This window comes from Brachybacterium sp. B718/18, from assembly GCF_055454375.1.
The window spans coordinates 58292-73586 of record NZ_JBVDDO010000011.1; the positions used below are offsets into that span (position 1 = coordinate 58292).

15 protein-coding genes and 1 riboswitch are annotated in these 15295 nt (G+C 74.8%); of the genes, 8 read left to right on the forward strand and 7 right to left on the reverse strand.

The window, feature by feature from the left end:
- Positions 1 to 284 precede the first annotated feature (284 nt).
- Both ACZCAH_RS13965 and ACZCAH_RS13970 read left to right on the forward strand, forming a co-directional pair.
- A complete protein-coding gene (locus tag ACZCAH_RS13965) occupies positions 285 to 1499 on the forward strand; it encodes a glycosyltransferase (RefSeq protein WP_464341659.1) in 1215 nt (404 codons plus the stop codon).
- Positions 1496 to 2290 carry a PIG-L family deacetylase gene (locus ACZCAH_RS13970; protein WP_464341660.1) on the forward strand — a complete coding sequence of 265 codons (795 nt, stop codon included), beginning with the start codon at positions 1496 to 1498 and terminating at the stop codon, positions 2288 to 2290. The genes ACZCAH_RS13965 and ACZCAH_RS13970 overlap by 4 nt, the downstream gene beginning before the upstream one ends.
- Positions 2291 to 2344: 54 nt before the next feature.
- Here the strand turns inward: ACZCAH_RS13970 and ACZCAH_RS13975 are convergent, their stop codons facing one another.
- Positions 2345 to 3061, reverse strand: a complete 717-nt coding sequence (locus ACZCAH_RS13975; protein ID WP_464341661.1) for an endonuclease/exonuclease/phosphatase family protein — start codon at positions 3059 to 3061, stop codon at positions 2345 to 2347.
- Entirely contained in the window at positions 3058 to 4137 is a 1080-nt protein-coding gene (locus ACZCAH_RS13980; RefSeq protein WP_464341662.1) for an ADP-ribosylglycohydrolase family protein, read from the reverse strand. Before ACZCAH_RS13980 ends, ACZCAH_RS13975 begins: the two co-directional genes overlap by 4 nt.
- An 84-nt stretch (positions 4138 to 4221) precedes the next feature.
- On the opposite strand from ACZCAH_RS13980, the gene ACZCAH_RS13985 reads away from it, so the two are divergent.
- From ACZCAH_RS13985 to ACZCAH_RS14010, 6 genes are all read left to right on the forward strand, one after another.
- Positions 4222 to 5043, forward strand: coding sequence for a hypothetical protein (locus ACZCAH_RS13985; protein WP_464341663.1), 822 nt, complete (start codon positions 4222 to 4224; stop codon positions 5041 to 5043).
- A 67-nt stretch (positions 5044 to 5110) separates the two neighbouring features.
- On the forward strand, positions 5111 to 7165 hold the full coding sequence (locus ACZCAH_RS13990; protein ID WP_464341664.1) for a M13 family metallopeptidase: 2055 nt from the start codon (positions 5111 to 5113) through the stop codon (positions 7163 to 7165).
- Positions 7162 to 7728, forward strand: a complete 567-nt coding sequence (locus tag ACZCAH_RS13995; RefSeq protein WP_464341665.1) for a hypothetical protein — start codon at positions 7162 to 7164, stop codon at positions 7726 to 7728. The genes ACZCAH_RS13990 and ACZCAH_RS13995 overlap by 4 nt, the downstream gene beginning before the upstream one ends.
- Before the next feature lie 217 nt (positions 7729 to 7945).
- Positions 7946 to 8051, forward strand: a riboswitch (TPP riboswitch).
- A 46-nt stretch (positions 8052 to 8097) separates the two neighbouring features.
- Positions 8098 to 8691 (forward strand): ECF transporter S component, encoded by a 594-nt coding sequence (locus ACZCAH_RS14000; RefSeq protein WP_464341666.1) that lies wholly within the window; start codon positions 8098 to 8100, stop codon positions 8689 to 8691.
- Complete coding sequence (locus ACZCAH_RS14005) at positions 8688 to 10949, forward strand: ATP-binding cassette domain-containing protein (protein WP_464341667.1); 2262 nt, start codon at positions 8688 to 8690, stop codon at positions 10947 to 10949. The genes ACZCAH_RS14000 and ACZCAH_RS14005 overlap by 4 nt, the downstream gene beginning before the upstream one ends.
- A gap of 41 nt (positions 10950 to 10990) precedes the next feature.
- Entirely contained in the window at positions 10991 to 11425 is a 435-nt protein-coding gene (locus ACZCAH_RS14010; RefSeq protein WP_464341668.1) for an ankyrin repeat domain-containing protein, read from the forward strand.
- A 15-nt stretch (positions 11426 to 11440) separates the two neighbouring features.
- Here the strand turns inward: ACZCAH_RS14010 and ACZCAH_RS14015 are convergent, their stop codons facing one another.
- The 5 genes from ACZCAH_RS14015 to ACZCAH_RS14035 form a co-directional block, all read right to left on the reverse strand.
- Entirely contained in the window at positions 11441 to 11977 is a 537-nt protein-coding gene (locus ACZCAH_RS14015; RefSeq protein WP_464341669.1) for a GNAT family N-acetyltransferase, read from the reverse strand.
- 5 nt (positions 11978 to 11982) lie between these two features.
- A complete protein-coding gene (locus ACZCAH_RS14020) occupies positions 11983 to 13035 on the reverse strand; it encodes an alpha/beta fold hydrolase (RefSeq protein ID WP_464341670.1) in 1053 nt (350 codons plus the stop codon).
- Positions 13032 to 14102 carry an Fpg/Nei family DNA glycosylase gene (locus ACZCAH_RS14025; protein WP_464341671.1) on the reverse strand — a complete coding sequence of 357 codons (1071 nt, stop codon included), beginning with the start codon at positions 14100 to 14102 and terminating at the stop codon, positions 13032 to 13034. Before ACZCAH_RS14025 ends, ACZCAH_RS14020 begins: the two co-directional genes overlap by 4 nt.
- Positions 14102 to 14572: a ribose-5-phosphate isomerase gene (locus ACZCAH_RS14030; RefSeq protein WP_464341672.1), complete on the reverse strand. Its 471-nt coding sequence runs from the start codon at positions 14570 to 14572 to the stop codon at positions 14102 to 14104. Before ACZCAH_RS14030 ends, ACZCAH_RS14025 begins: the two co-directional genes overlap by 1 nt.
- 96 nt (positions 14573 to 14668) lie before the next feature.
- Entirely contained in the window at positions 14669 to 15286 is a 618-nt protein-coding gene (locus tag ACZCAH_RS14035; RefSeq protein WP_464341673.1) for a mycothiol-dependent nitroreductase Rv2466c family protein, read from the reverse strand.
- Positions 15287 to 15295: the final 9 nt, after the last annotated feature.

A 15295-nucleotide genomic window follows, 5' to 3' on the forward strand; every position in this document is an offset into this window, starting at 1 on the left:
CCGAGGTCCAGCACCACCCCGGGGTGACGCTGGCCGCCCGCGGCCGCGATCGCCCTCGAGACCAGGCGGCGCGCAGGACGACCCGCCGCGTGGGCGTTCAGCGCCGCCCAGTCCACCTTCTGCGCCGTATCCATGCCTGTCAGGCTGTCCCACCGTGATTCCTTATTCAACTTCTCGTGACCCAGGACGCCCCGTTTTCGTCACGGGCGAACACATCCCGTCGCGAACCCCCGTCGCACGGCTTCCCGTCCTCGGGTCGGACGCGGCCGCCTACTATGACTGCCATGCCTGACGCTCCTGCGCGGATCGCCGCGATCTCCCTGCACACCTCGCCGCTCGAGGAGCCCGGTGGTGCGGACGCCGGCGGCATGAACGTGGTGGTCCTCGAGCAGTCCCTCGCCCTCGCGCGGCGAGGTCACGAGGTCGACCTGTTCACCCGCCGTCGCGATCCCGACGCCCCGGCCGTCGTCGAGGTGGCCGCGGGGGTGCGACTGCACCATCTCGACGCCGGCCCCGCCGCCCCGCTCGCGAAGAGCGCGATGGAGCAGGCGATCCCCCCGTTCCGCGAGGCGCTGCAGGCGGCGCTCCGCGCCGGCGGCCACGACCTCGTCCACTCCCACCACTGGTTCAGCGGGGTGGCCGCCCTGCCGGTGGCGCAGGAGCTGGGTCTCCCGCACCTGCAGTCCTTCCACTCGGTCGCCGCACCCGACGGCTCCACGACCCTCGACGCCGGGGAACCGGCGGAGTCCGCGGGCCGCATCCCCGGGGAGCGTCTGACCGCCGCCGCCTCGGACCTCGTGGTCGCGGTCTCCGAGGCGGAGGCGCGCACGGTCGCCGAGCGCTACGGCGTGCCCGGGGCGCGGCTCAGCGTGGTCCGCCCGGGCGTGGACGTCGAGCGCTTTCGCCCCTGCCCCGATCTGTCCTCCCGGCGCGAGCGACCGACGCTGCTGTTCACGGCGCGGCTCCAGCCCCTCAAGGCCCCCGATCTGGCGCTCGAGGTGCTCGCCCGCCTCGACCCGGCCCTCGACGCCCGGTTGCTGCTGGCCGGTGGGGTCTCGGAGGACTTCCGCGACTACCGCGACGAGCTCGAGCGCCTCGCCGCGGACCTCAGGATCGCCGATCGCGTCGAGTTCGTCGGCTCGCTGGACCGCGACCGGCTCGCCGAGTCGATGCGCTGCGCGGGCGCCCTGCTGCTGACCAGCTGGTCCGAGACCTTCGGCCTCGTCGCGCTCGAGGCGCAGGCCTCGGGCACCCCGGTGCTCGCCTGGTCCTGCGCCGGTGGCGTCAAGGAGGCGGTGGGGCCGGGCGGTGTGGTCCTCGAGTCCCGCGACCCCGACGTCTGGGCGGAGGCCGTGGAGACCCTGCTCGGCGACTCCGAGGGGTACGAGCGCGCCGTCGCCGCCTCCCGCGAGTTCGCGGCGACCCGCACCTGGGATGCCGCGGCCGCCCAGCTCTCCGCCCTGTACCAGGGTCTCGTGCGCCCGGAGGGAACGGCATGAGCACCGATCCCTGGGCGCTGCTGGACGCTGCGCGCACAGTGCTGGTCGTCCACGCCCACCCCGATGACGAGACCCTGTCCACCGGGGCGCTGCTCGCCGACCTCGCCGCCCGCGGCACGCGCGTGGTGCTGCTGACCGCGACCCGCGGCGAGGAGGGCGAGATGGTGCCCGGCGCCGTCGACCCCGCCGATCCGCGTCCCCTCGCCGAGATCCGCGACGACGAGATCGCCGCGGCGACCTCCGCCCTCGGTATCCCCGAGCGGCACCAGCTCGGCACCGCCCCGGCCCTCGCCGCGGGCGCCGCCCCGCGGATCTACCGCGATTCGGGGATGCGATGGATCCGGGAGGGCCTCGCGGGCCCGGCCGTGAGCTCCGGGGAGGACGCCTTCACCCGACGCCCCGAGGAGGACGCCGTCGCGGACCTCCTCGCCCTCCTCGACCACGTACGACCCGAGGTCGTGATCGGCTACGACGACGACGGCACCTACGGGCACCCCGATCACGTGCACGCCCACCGGGTGACCGCGGCCGCCTGCGCGCGAGCGGGGCTGCCGATGGTCGAGATCGCGAGCGGCGAGGAGCCGTCCGCGGCCGACGAGGGAGCCGCCGGCTTCTCCTGGAGGGAGCACCCCGGGGTCGCCGCGTCGGTGCGCCGTGCGGCGGAGGCCTATCGCACGCAGTTCACCGTCCTCGGGGAGGACCCGTCGGGCGACGGCACGCTGCGGATCCGGCACGTCGGCGGCCAGGACGACGCGGTGCGGATGCTCACCGGCTTGCGCGTGCGCTGCTGACCGCGGCGGCCGCGGCGACCAGGTCCACCGAGCCCACCGCGCCCACCGCGCCGCTCAGAGGGTGACGTCGAGGAGCGTCGGCAGGTGATCCGAGGCGCCGGCGAGGCGCTCGGCGGGGACCCGGGTCGTGGCCGTCACGGCGCGCGCCGCGCGCACCCGCACGTCCGGTGTGGTGAGCACCGCGTCGATCCGACGCTGCGGACGGGCCGCCGGGAAGGTCCACTCGCTCTGCGCGGCGGGGTCGTGCAGCAGCGGCTCCAGCAGCGTGCGCGCCGCGCCGTCGGCCGTCTCGTTGAGATCGCCGCCGATGATCACCGGAGCGCCCGCCCCGCGCACCAGCGCCGCGACGTGCTCGGCGTGGGCGAGGCGGTTGTCCTGCTGCAGCGCGAAGTGGATCGAGGAGACCACGACCGCTCCGCCGCCCGGCACGGACAGCCGTACCGCCGCGACACCGCGCGGGTAGGTCGAGTTCAGGTCCGAGAGGGTCTGCGCGACGGGATGGGCGCCCCGCCGGATCACCTGGGCGGCGACGGCGTCGGTGGCGAGGATCGCGAGACCCCGACCCCCAGCGCCGCCCAGCAGGATCCGCCGGTCCAGTCGGCGGGCGAGCCACTGCAGGCGCAGGGTCGGCAGCACGAAGCGCGGGGCCTCCTGCACGAGCAGCACGTCGGGCGCGAGATCCTCGACGGCCTCGACCAGGGCCACGAGGTCCCCGCGCAGCTCCCAGAGGTTCCAGGCCATGATCCGCAGGTCCCAGCCGTGGCCGGTCATCGCGCCCGCCCCTCGCCGCTTGCCGGCGCTGACTCGGGGGCGACCATCGGGGCGATCACCCGCTCGACGAGGCCCTCGAGCTCGTCGACCTCGTACCCGGGCCAGCCGAAGAGCACCCGGCGCCACTCGGGCGGGACCGCCTTGTCGCCGAGCGCCGCCCCCACAAGGGAGCCGGTGATGCAGGCGACCGTGTCGGTGTCGTAGCCGGCGCGGGCCGCCGCATCGAGCGCGCGCACGAGCATCTCGCGCTGGGCGAACTTCCCCTCGGGGATGGGTCCGGCGAGGGTGATGGCCGACCAGGCCGCCTGGAAGGCGCCGACCACCCAGCCGTTGCGGCGGAAGTGCGCCGGATTAGCCAGCTCGGCCTCCTCGATCCGCTCCGCCCAGAGGACGCGGCGCTCCTCGGGCAGCTGCGGGAGGGCGACGCGCACGTCCAGTTCGCCGGTGAGGATCGCGTGCCGCACGGCGAAGCCCCACAGCAGGCACGCCTCGAGAGTGTCCTCGTGCACATGTGTGAGACCGCACACGAGCTCGATCGCCTCGGCGAGGTCCTCGTCCGGGGAGAGCAGGTACGGCAGCACGCTCGCGTGCACCCGCATGAGCGAGCCGTTGCCGGCATTCGCGGGGAGGTCCTCGTGGGCTGCCTGCGCCGCCGCCCGGAAGTCGGCGGCGCGGGGCGCGTAATGGCCCGCGGCCCGGGCGTGGTCCGCGGCGCGGCGCACGACGGTCGAGGTCAGGGTGCCGATGTCGGGGGTGCCGAGCGACCAGGAGTACCACTCCCGGGCGATGTGGTCCTGGGCGGACTCGACCCGCAGGTCGTGGCCCTTCGAGGCGGCGCCGGCGGCCTCCAGGACCACGATCGCCATCGAGGTGTCGTCGGTCCACTCCCCCGGCTGCCAGCCGAGGATGCCGCCGCCGATCATGTCGATGTCCTCCGAGTCCAGCACCGGGGCCTGGAACTCGTAGGGCGCTCCGAGGGCGTCGCCGGTCGCCGCGGCGACCACCGTCCCGACGGCGCGCCGACGCTGTCGGGGGTCGAGCCCGCTGCTGTCGGTCCTGGCTGCATCGGTTCTCACGAGCCACATCGTTCCACACCTCTCCCGTGCTTCCTGGGGCGATGCCCGATCCCGGTACCCTGGAGGCGATATCGAAGGAGCTCCATGACCGAGACCCCCGACGCCCTCGGGAACCCCGCGTCGGCCCCCGCCGCCGACCCGCACTGCGACGACCCCCACGACCACACCGGTCACGACCATCCGCCCACCGGCGCGGACCTCGTCCGGGACCTCGTCCGGGGCCTGTCGATCCAGGCTCTGCTGATCCCGCTCCTCGGCGTCCTGCTGCTGCTCGCGATCCTGCCCTTCGCGCCCACCAGCCCGGTGACCCTGCTCATCGGGATCCTGCTGGGCGCCGCGCATCTCGCCTCGCTCGTCGCGACCAGCCTGTTCGTCGCCCGCACCCGCCGCCAGCTGGCCGTGAACCCCGGTCTGCTGGCGGTGCGCAGCGCCGTCGAGGAGCTGCTGCGCGTCGCCGCGGTCCTCCTCGCCCTCGTGCTGTGGCCCGGGGACGTCCGCGCCGAGCTCGGCATCTGGATCGGGGCCGGCGCGGCGCTGGTGTGGCTCGCCCTCGCCACCGTGCAGACGGTCACCACACGGCGCCGCATCGCACGACCCTCGGAGTGGTCCACGGAGGCGGTCGGGACCCTGCTCGCGCAGAGCGTCGGCGCCCGCTCGACCGTGATCATGCGCCTGCTGGACGTGCTCGGCGTGGTGCTCTTCCAGGTCGGTGCGACCGTACTGGTGATCCTCTCGCCGGTGCTCGTGATCGGCACCGCCGTGCTGTCGGTCGGCTCGGGCCTGTCGACCCTCGTGCTGCAGCGCCGCCCGCCCGCCGAGCGCGCCCGCACCCCGTGGGCCTACGTCCCCCTCGCGATCGGCGTGCTCACCCTCGCCCTCGCCGCCCTGGGCCTCGCCCCGATGTGACCACTCCGCGGCGGGCCCGGCCGGGTCCGCCGCACCGCTTCCCGCCCCGAACCTCCAGGAGCCGATGATGACCTCTGCGACGCCGCCCGTGAACTCCACTGACTCCGCCGACCCCGCAGTCCCTGCTCCCTCCGGCCTCGACCTGTCCTCGGTCGACACCGGGATCCGGGTGCAGGACGACCTGTTCGGCCATGTCAACGGCGGCTGGCTGGCGCGCCACGAGATCCCGGCCGACCGCTCGACCGACGGCGCCTTCCATGCGCTGCGGGACCTCTCCGAGGAGCGGGTGCGGGAGATCGTGGAGGAGGCGGCCGACGCGCTCGACCCCGCAGCCCCCGTCACCACCGACGCCCAGCGGATCGGCGCGATCTATCGACTCTTCATGGACACCGAGGCGATCGAGGCGGCAGGTCTCGGCGGGCTGACCGCCCTGCTCGACACCATCGGCGAGGCGGCGGACCTCCCCGCGATCGTGCGCACCATGGCCGCCCCCGATGCCGGGACCAGCGCGCTGCTCGCCTACGTGTGGACCGACGACCACGATCCCAGTCGCTACCAGGTGCGCCTGCACCAGGGCGGTCTGGGTCTCCCGGATGAGTCGTACTACCGCGAGGAGCACTACGCGGAGATCCGCGAGGCCTATCGCGGGCACCTGGCGAACCTCGCCCGGCTCGCGGAGCTGCCGGGACGCCCCGGCCTCGTGGACGGCGATGCCGAGGCGCTCGCGGACGCCGTCTGGGGGCTCGAGACCCGGCTCGCCGCCTGCCACGTCGACGTGGTCCGCCTGCGCGACCGGGAGAAGTCCGCGAACCCGATGGACGCCGCCGCCCGGACCGAGCTCGCCCCCGCCTTCCCCTGGGACGCCTATCTCGAGGGGACCGGAGCGCCGGCGAGCGCCGTCGAGGTCGTGAACGTCGGCCAGCCCGAGTACGTCGCCGCCGCGGCCGAGCTGCTGGCCGGGGAGGATCTCGCGGTGCTGCGCAGCTGGCTCGCGCTGCACGCCGTCTCCTCCTACGCGCCCTACCTGCCCGCTGCGCTGGTCGACGAGGACTTCGCCTTCTCCGGAACGGTGCTCTCGGGCGCGCAGGAGCTGCGGGAGCGGTGGAAGCGGGGCGTGGGCCTCGTCGAGGGCGCGGTGGGCTTCGCCGTGGGCCGCGAGTACGTCGAGCGGCACTTCCCGCCCGCGCACAAGGAGCGCATGGAGCAGCTCGTCGAGGCGCTCCTGGAGGCGTACCGCCGCTCGATCTCCACCCTGGACTGGATGACCCCGGCGACCCGCGAGCGGGCCCTCGAGAAGCTCTCCGCCTTCACCACCAAGATCGGCTACCCGGAGGTGTGGCGGGACTACGCCGGTCTCGAGATCGTCCCCGGGGACCTGGTCAGTACCGTCCGGGCGGTGCGTCGCGCCGACGCCGAGTACGACTTCGCGAAGCTCTCCGGTCCCGTCGACCCCACCGAGTGGCACATGACCCCGCAGACGGTCAACGCCTACTACAACCCGGGCGCGAACGAGATCGTCTTCCCCGCCGCGATCCTGCAGCCGCCCTTCTTCGACGCCGAGGCCGACGACGCGGTGAACTTCGGGGGGATCGGGGCCGTGATCGGCCATGAGGTGGGCCACGGCTTCGACGACCAGGGCTCGAAGTACGACGGCACCGGAGCGCTGGTCTCCTGGTGGACCGAGGAGGACCGCGAAGCCTTCGAGGCCCGCGCCGCCCGCCTCATCGCCCAGTACGACGGCCTCTCCCCGCGCGATCTGGACGACTCCCGCACCGTCAACGGCGGGCTGACCATCGGGGAGAACATCGGCGACCTCGGCGGCCTCACCATCGCCGTGTCCGCCTATCTCGCGACCCGCCCGGAGGAGGAGGCAGCGGCAGCGGCGGCCACGCTGGACGGGTTCACGGGTCTGCAGCGGCTGTTCCTGTCCTGGGCGACGGTGTGGCGCGGCAAGAGCCGGGAGCAGGAGGCGATCCGCCGCCTCGCGATCGACCCGCACGCCCCCATGGAGTTCCGCTGCAACACCGTCGCCTCGCACCTGGACGCCTTCCACGAGGCCTTCGGCACCGTGGAGGGAGACGGGATGTACCTCGCGCCCGAGGACCGGGTGCGGATCTGGTGAGGCCGGAGCCGCCCTTCTACGTCGGCACCACCCGCCCCTCCTCGGTGGGCTGGACCCGCATCGCCCTGACCCTGGTCGCCGGGGTCGTGGCGGTCGTGCTCGTCGCCGGCCAGCTGCCGATGCCGGTGGCCGTCGCCGCCGGCGCCGTCTTCGCGCTGCTGGCCCTGTGGACCTGGATGGGCCAGTGGACCCGCTTCATCGTCGACGGCCACGGCGTGACCGTAAGCCTCGGCGGGTTCCTGCCGCGCGCCCCATGGCCGCTGGCCGACTTCCGCACCGTGCAGCTGCGGGAGGTCCCGTCCTCGAGCGTCGGGGTCACCGTCGGCGGCTTCGGCTGGCGACGCGGCCGCGCGATGGCCGCGACCCCCGAGCAGGTGCGCCCCGTCGGCCGACTGAAGGTGTACACCCTCGGGGAGGTGCAGGCGAGGTACCGGCTGCTGGTGACCCGCTCGGGCACCCAGGTGGAGATCATCGCTCGCGAGGGCGATCACTACCTCCTCTCCCCCGTCGACGTCGAGGCCACCGCCGCGGCGATCGAGCAGGCCATCCGCGCACGGCGCTGAGCGGGCGGGCTCCCCGCGCCACCCCACGCGACGGAAACACCGCGGCTGGCGTGACCTCACGGCCTGTGAGGCGTTGAGCTCACGCCAGGGACGGAGTTCCAGCAGGAAGGGCCCGTGCGGAGGGGGGAACTGGCCGGGCCCGCGGAGGGTGAGCAGGCGGGGCCCGCGCGGAGGGTGAGCAGGCTAGGCCCGCGGCGCGGTAGACTGCCGGTCGGTCATCCACTGACAGGGGAGCACCACCGGGGTGCTGAGAGTGCGCGCAGCCGCAGACCCTCGAACCTGATCCGGGTCACACCGGCGGAGGGAGTCGGGATTTCCGTGCGGGACCCCGCGTCCCGCACGCCCCTTCCGGGATCGGAAGGAGACGTGATGAACCGTTATCGCACCATCGACCTGCTGGTCACCGTCCTGATCGGCGCGGCCTTCGGGGTCGCGTTCATCGGCTACGGACTGCTGTACTCGTTGATCGACCCCCTCACCTCGGCGTTCGCGCCGGCACAGGGCCTTCTCGCAGGGATCTGGCTGCTGCCCGCCGTGCTCGCGGGCCTCATCGTGCGCAAGCCCGGCGCGGCGCTGCTCGCCGAGATGGTCGCCGCAGTGCTCTCGATGCTGCTCGGCTCCCAGTGGGGCTGGGGCACGGCCATCTCGGGCCTCGTGCAGGGAGGCGGCGTGGAGCTGGCCTTCCTCCTCGTCGGGTACCTCCGCTTCACGCTCCCCGTGGCGATGCTCGGCGGCGTTCTCGGCGCGGCTCTCGAATGGGGCTGGGAGAAGCTCGCCTACTACCAGGAGATGAGCTGGCCCTTCTCGCTGATCATGCTCGGCTTCTTCCTGATCTCCGGCGCGCTGCTGGCGGGCGCGCTGGGCTGGGCGGCGACCCGCGCCCTGGTCGCGACGGGCGCGGTGGACTCCCTCGCCGCCGGTCGGGACCATGCCCGTCGGACCCCGGCGCCGAGCACCCCATGACGTCGCCGCGGTCCGCCGTCGCGGCCGGAAGGGGGCAGGACGCCGAGCGCTCTGCCCCCAGCCCCGGCGGGACGCCGGCCGCACCGGCCGCGGAGCCGCTCGAGATCCGTGAGCTGCGCTGGCGGCCCTGGACCCGGCCCGCGCCTGTGCTCGACGGCCTGACCCTGTCCGTCCCCGCCGGGCAGCGGGTGCTCCTGGCCGGGGCGAGCGGCAGCGGGAAGTCCACCGTGCTGCGCGCCCTCGCCGGCCTGCTGGACCCGGAGGACGGCGAGCTGAGCGGCACCGTCCCCGACCCGCCCGCCCGTGCGGGGCAGCGGGGTCTGCTGCTCCAGAACCCCGCGCAGGCGATGGTCGGCGCGACCGTCGCGCGGGATGCCGCCTTCGGCCCGGAGAACGGCGCGCTCGCCCGACCCGAGATCCACGAGCGGGTCGCCCGCGCTCTCGCGGCGGCCCGGGTCGACGTCGAGGAGGAGCGCCCGCCCCTGGACTCCTCGGGCGGGCAGCAGCAGCGGATCGCGCTCGCCGGGGCGCTCGCCCTCGATCCGGCGGTGCTCCTGCTCGACGAGCCGACCAGCATGCTCGACCCGGACACGGCCACCGCGGTGCGCGAGCAGATCGTCCGTGCCGCCGCGGGTCGCACCCTCGTGGTCGCCGATCACGACCTGGCCGCCTGGCAGGACCGGGTGGATCGTCTCGTGGTCCTCGGGGAGCAGGGTCGGATCCTCGCCGACGGCCCGCCCGCGGAGGTCCTCGCCGCCGAGTCCGCGGCGCTGCGAGCGGCCGGGGTGCTCGCCGACGCACGGCCCGCCCCGGCGGCACCGTCCGCCTCGGTGCCCGTCGCCCCGGAGCCGCACGGCGCGGAGCCGACCGGCGCGGAGCCGACCGGCGCCGAGGGGACCGCGCCGCAGGCGACCGGCACGGAGGTCATCGCCTCCTTGCGCGGGGTGCGGGTCCCGCAGCGGGGCCTGCACCGCCCGGTCGACCTGAGTGCCCGCGCGGGCGAGCTGACCGTGCTGACCGGTCCGAGCGGCGCCGGGAAGTCGACCCTGCTCGACGTGCTCCTCGACCCGGCCCCGGAGGTCTCCGGCACCGTCCAGCGCCCCGGTCCCGGAGGGATCGCGACCGTCCCCCAGGACCCGTCGCTGGGCTTCGTCGCGACCACCGTGCGCGCGGAGCTGACGGCCTCCCCGCACGCGGATCCGGGGCGCGCCGTGGAGCTGCTCGAGCGCGCGGATCTCTGCCCCCTCGCCGAGGTGCATCCGCATCGCCTCTCCGGGGGCGAGCAGCGCCGCACCGCGATCGCCGCGGCCATCGCACAGCGGCCCCGCCTGCTCGTCCTCGACGAGCCGACCGTCGGCCTCGACGCCGGCCGTTCCCGCGCCGTCCTCTCCCTGCTGCGCGATGCCGCCGACGAGGGCTGCGCCGTGCTGGTCGCGACCCACGACCCGGACGTGATCGCCGCGGCCGACGCCCGCACGCACCTCCCCGCCCCCTCCGCACCGGACCCCGGCGACGCCCCGGATGCGTCGCGCTCCGCGGCGCCGGGGCCGCGCCGCCTCCCCGCCGAGGCGCTGAACCCCCTGACCCTGTGCCTGATCGGGATCCTCGCCGCTATCGGCTCCTTCGCAGTGAGCACCTGGCAGGGCGGTCTGCTCGCCCTGATGCCGCTCGTGCTGCTGGCCCCGTTCGCGGTGCGCGGCCTCCGCGGGGGTCTGCTGCGCCTGGTCCCCGTGCTGCTGGCCGCCGCCGGGCTCGCCTGGACCACCGCACTGCTGGGCGAGGCCCCCGCGCTGTCGGCGGAGGGCTGGCGGCGCGGGCTCGCCGAGGCGCTGCGGCTGACCGTCTTCGTCGCCCCGGGCGTGCTCGCCCTGGGCAGCGTGGATCCGAGCGCCCTCGGGGATGCGCTCGGCGGGCGGCTGCGCTGGCCCGGGCGCCCGGTCGCCGCGGCGACGGCCGCGCTGATCCGGGTGGGTCATCTGCAGCGGCAGTGGCGGCTGATCCTCCGCTCCCGGATCCTGCGGGGCCTCGGCACCGCCCGCTCGCCGCGACTGCTCGCCGGGGCGACGCTGTCGCTGCTGGTCGACACCCTGCGCGGCGCCGAGCAGCAGGCGCTCGCGATGGATGCCCGCGGCTTCGCGACGGCCCGGCACCGCACCTGGTCGGTGCCGAGCTCGTTGGGCCGCGCCGACCTGCTGGGCCTGCTCCTCGCCGTGTGGCTGCTCGTCTGGCCGGCCGCGGCGGAGCTGCTGGTGCGCTGAGCGGACGCGCAGGACAGACCGCAGGGCCGTAGCCTGGGGCGATGGACGAGGACACCGTGAACCCCACCCCCGCCCCCGAGGACGAGGCCGTGCTCGAGCTGGCCCGCACGATGCTGGACGCCGCCCGCCAGGGCGACGCGGCGACACTGCTGTCCCTCGTGGACCAGGGCGCTCCGGTCAACCTCCGCGACGGCGCCGGGAACTCGGCGCTGATGCTGGCCGCCTACCACGGGCACTCAGAGCTCGTCGCCGAGCTGGCGGCGCGCGGGGCGGATGTCGACCTGCTGAACGACCGCGGCCAGTCCCCGCTCGCCGGCGCCGCGTTCAAGGGCGATGCGGCCGTGGCGCGGGCGCTGCTCGCGGCAGGCGCGGATCCGAGCCTCGGCACCCCCGATGCGCGCGAGACCGCCCGCTACTTCGAGCGCGCCGAGATCGCCGCGCTGCTCGATGAGGCGGGCGGCCCGGACGCCGCCTGACGCGCTGCCCCCCGGTCAGTCCTGCGGGTGGCGGTACACCATCGGCACGTGCTCGATCCCGGCCTCGAGGAACACCCCGCCGACGGTCTCGTAGCCCATCCCGAGGTACCACTGCTCGAGATAGGCCTGCGCGTCGATGTGGACCTCGGCCTGCGGGGCGAGCTCGTGGGTGACGTCGAGGGCGGCCCGCATGATCCGGCCGCCGAAGCCGTCGCGGCGGTTCGCGGCGCGCACCGCGAGGCGGCCGATGCGCAGCGTCCCGTCGGCCTCGCGCAGGATCCGGATGTGGGCGGCGGGCTCCCTCTCGAGCCCGGCCGCCTCCGCGTCCGGCCCCGGCACCTCGATCCAGAGCAGGATCGTGCCGGGCTCGAGGTCGCGGCCGTCGAGGTCGGGATCGGTGGCGCCCTGCTCGATCGAGAAGATGTCCTGGCGGAGCTTCGCGAGGAGGTAGAGCGTGCGGGGGTCGATCTCGTGGACGGGGGCGCGGCGCAGCACCGCACCGGTCGCGGGATCGGCGGCGGAGGCCGCGGGATGGATCACGGGGTCGGACATGCCGCTCACTGTACTGAGCGGTCACCGCCCGCAGCGGTCTCGACCCGGGTGATCATCTCCTCCATCGCCCGCCGCCAGGTCGCGACCATCGCGGGCCCGCCGTGCCCTTCCTCCTCGACGACCTCGAGACGGGAGGCGGGCCAGGCGCGGTGCAGCTCCCAGGCGGTGCGCAGCGGTCCCGAGACGTCGCGGCGCCCGTGGATCAGCACGGCCGGGAGGTGCGCGATGCGGGGCATCCCGCCGAGCAGCCCGGATCCGGGCTCGGCTCCCCAGGGCACGGCGTGATCGGCGACGAAGCCGTCGTGGGCCCAGTAGTGGGCGACCAGGCGCGCGAAGCCCCTCGCCTGCTCGGTCACGGGCTGGTCGGCGGGGACGGAGTGGGAGCGCACGGTGGCGCCGGTGCCGATGCGGATGTGCTCGTCCTCCCAGGCGGTCCAGGCCCGCACCGCCTCGTCGACGAGGGCGGGATCCGCGGCGGTGAGCATCTGCCGGTACGCCTCGATCAGCCGCATCGGCCCGCCGCGCCGATAGGCGGTGCGGCGCTCGGCGAGGTCGGCCAGCTCGTCCCAGACCTCGGGATGGATCGCCCCGACGTGCTCGGTGATCCAGTCGACCTCGGCGCGGGAGGTGCTGGTCACCGCCATCAGCACGATGCCGAGCACCCGATCGGGATGGCTCTGAGCGTAGGCGAGCGCGAGGGTCGACCCCCAGGAGACGCCCTGGAGGATCCACGCCTCGATCCCGAGGTGCTCGCGCAGCGCCTCGAGATCGGCGATCAGGTGACCGGTGGTCTGGGCGCCGAGGTCCGCGGGCCCGGGGGCTCCGGCGGGCGGAGTGCTCTCGCCCGCGCCGCGCTGCGAGAGCCCGACGAGACGGGTGCGCTCGGCGGGGACGTTGCGCCGGTAGCCGGGCGTGAGCCGCCCGCCCGGGCCACCGTGGAGGTACAGGGCAGGGACGCCGTCCGCGGCGCCCGACGTCTCGTACGCGATCTCGTGGCCGTCGCCGACGGCGAGCCGGCCGGTGCCGAGCAGCGGGGCAGGGTCAGGCTGGGGGATCACGGCGCAGCGAGCGCCCAGGGCGCGGCGGGATGCTGCCGGGTCCACGAGGCGCGACGGCTGCGCACCCCCTGGCAGCGGGGGCACCAGTACACGGTGCGGCCCGCCATCGCGGCGCTCCGGATGACGGTGGAACATACCCGGCAGGGCAAGGTCTGCCGGTGGTAGACGTAGAAGGACTGCTCGCGCGGGATGACGTCCGGGTCCTCGTCCCCGTTCTGCCGGGTGCGCCGACGGGGCTCGAGGATCTGCGCCTCGATCTCGCGGTGCTCCGGCTGCGTGGTGACGATGCGACCGGTCCGCGCGCCGTAGGCGATCAGCGGCACCAGGTCCTCCCAGAGCCCCTCGACGAGGCCGCGGCCGAGTTCCCGGCCGGGTACCCAGGGGTCGAGCCGGGCGCGCCACAGCAGCTCGGCGCGGTAGATGTTGCCGATCCCGGCCACCACCGACTGGTCCATCAGTTGGGTGCCGATCGCGGTGCGGGAGCGCAGCACCCGGTCCACGAAGCGGCCCGGGTCCGCGTCCGTCCGGAGCGGGTCCGGCCCGAGCCGCTCGAGGAGCGCGGTGCGCTGCGCGGCGTCGTAGATCTCGCACGCGGTCGGCCCGGTGAGGTCGGCGAGCCCGTGCTCGCCCACGAGCCGCAGCCGCACCGTCTCGCGCGGCACGAGGTGGCGCCAGGCGCCGTCGGCCGCGTCGTCCGCCTCGTCACCCGCTCCGGCATCCGACCCGTCGGCGGCGAGCACCTCCTCCCGCTCGCCGACCCGCAGCCGCGGCGCGCCGATCGCATGCGCGGTCGTGAAGCCGGGGTCGCCGGCGAACGTCCAGGAGCCGTACAGCCCCAGGTGGATGTGCACGATCCGCACCACGGGGTCGCCGAGGGGCACGTCGGCCGTCGGCGCGAGATGGAGCAGCAGGTGCTTGCCGGCCGCCTCGGCCTCGAGCAGGGTCCAGCCCGAGAGCGCCGCCGCCTCCGGGAAGCGCCCCTGCGGGCTGGACGCCAGCACGCGGCGCCCGCCGAAGCCGCGGCGCAGCGCTGCGGCGAGCCGATGGACGGTGTGTCCCTCGGGCATCAGGCGCCGGACGCCTCGTACCCGCCGGTCCGCTCGTAGCGCGCCATCAGCTCGATGCGCCGCTGGTGGCGCTCCTCGCCGGAGAACGGCTCGGCGAGGAAGACGTCGATGAGGTGCTCGAGCTCCTCCTCGTCGTGCTGGCGGGCGCCCACCGAGATGACGTTGGCGTCGTTGTGCTGCCGGGCGAGACGCGCCGTGTCCTCGTTCCACACGAGGGCCGCGCGCACCCCGGTGACCTTGTTCGCGGCGATCTGCTCGCCGTTGCCCGAGCCGCCGATGACGATGCCGAGCGCCGACGGGTCCGCGACGACGGCCTCGCCGACGGCGGTGCAGAAGGGCGGGTAGTCGTCGAGGGCGTCGTACTCGTGGGCACCGTGGTCGGTGACTTCATGGCCCTTGTTCTGCAGGCTGGCGACGAGGCGGTTCTTGAGCTCGAAGCCGGCGTGGTCGGTGCCGATGTGCACGCGCATGGGGTGGGGGTTCCTTCGGGAGCGGGGTCGGAGAGGTCGCGGGGCGGAGCGGGAGCGGGCTGGAACGGCCGGTCGGGGCCGGCCGGCCCGCTCGGCTCAGGAGAGGTCGATGCCGCCGGTGCGCTGGCGCTTGAGCTCGTAGAAGCCCGACAGCTCGGACATGGTCGCGAGCGCGTCCAGCAGGCGGCCGGCGTCCTCGCCCTTCGGGGCCGGGGAGAGGACCGGGCCGAAGTAGGCGGTGCCCTCGCCGAAGGAGATCACCGGCGTGCCCACGTCGTTGCCGACGCGGGAGATCGCGTCCTGGTGGGAGGCGCGCAGCGCCTGATCGGTCTCGTCGCCGGGGACGTCCTCGTAGACGTCGATCAGCGAGGCGGGGAGCTCGGCGGCCGCGAGAGCCTCGACGGCGACGGCGCGACGATCCTTGTTCCCGCCCACGTGATAGCGCTCGCCCCAGGCGGTGTACCAGCGGGAGAAGGCCTCGGCGCCCTCGGTGCGACGGATCTCGATCGCGAGGCGCGCGGCGCCGATGGTCTGGTTGGTGGAGGCGCGGTAGTCGGGATCGAGGTCGTTGCCCTCGTTGAGCACGTAGAGGGACATGACGGAGAACACCGGCTCCACCTCGCGGACCTGGGCAGCGTGGTGCAGCCAGCGGCTGGTCATCCAGGCGAAGGGGCAGGCGGGATCGACGAACAGCTCGACACGGCGGGCGGTCATTTCGGCTCC

What these genes read in the sequence shown, in the direction of transcription:
- ACZCAH_RS13965 (WP_464341659.1), top strand. Translation starts at nt 285, where the DNA reads ATGCCTGACGCTCCTGCGCGGATCGCCGCGATCTCCCTGCACACCTCG.
- ACZCAH_RS13970 (WP_464341660.1), top strand. Translation starts at nt 1,496, where the DNA reads ATGAGCACCGATCCCTGGGCGCTGCTGGACGCTGCGCGCACAGTGCTG.
- ACZCAH_RS13975 (WP_464341661.1), bottom strand. Translation starts at nt 3,061, where the DNA reads ATGACCGGCCACGGCTGGGACCTGCGGATCATGGCCTGGAACCTCTGG.
- ACZCAH_RS13985 (WP_464341663.1), top strand. Translation starts at nt 4,222, where the DNA reads ATGACCGAGACCCCCGACGCCCTCGGGAACCCCGCGTCGGCCCCCGCC.
- ACZCAH_RS13990 (WP_464341664.1), top strand. Translation starts at nt 5,111, where the DNA reads ATGACCTCTGCGACGCCGCCCGTGAACTCCACTGACTCCGCCGACCCC.
- ACZCAH_RS14000 (WP_464341666.1), top strand. Translation starts at nt 8,098, where the DNA reads ATGAACCGTTATCGCACCATCGACCTGCTGGTCACCGTCCTGATCGGC.
- ACZCAH_RS14005 (WP_464341667.1), top strand. Translation starts at nt 8,688, where the DNA reads ATGACGTCGCCGCGGTCCGCCGTCGCGGCCGGAAGGGGGCAGGACGCC.
- ACZCAH_RS14010 (WP_464341668.1), top strand. Translation starts at nt 10,991, where the DNA reads ATGGACGAGGACACCGTGAACCCCACCCCCGCCCCCGAGGACGAGGCC.
- ACZCAH_RS14015 (WP_464341669.1), bottom strand. Translation starts at nt 11,977, where the DNA reads ATGTCCGACCCCGTGATCCATCCCGCGGCCTCCGCCGCCGATCCCGCG.
- ACZCAH_RS14025 (WP_464341671.1), bottom strand. Translation starts at nt 14,102, where the DNA reads ATGCCCGAGGGACACACCGTCCATCGGCTCGCCGCAGCGCTGCGCCGC.
- ACZCAH_RS14030 (WP_464341672.1), bottom strand. Translation starts at nt 14,572, where the DNA reads ATGCGCGTGCACATCGGCACCGACCACGCCGGCTTCGAGCTCAAGAAC.
- ACZCAH_RS14035 (WP_464341673.1), bottom strand. Translation starts at nt 15,286, where the DNA reads ATGACCGCCCGCCGTGTCGAGCTGTTCGTCGATCCCGCCTGCCCCTTC.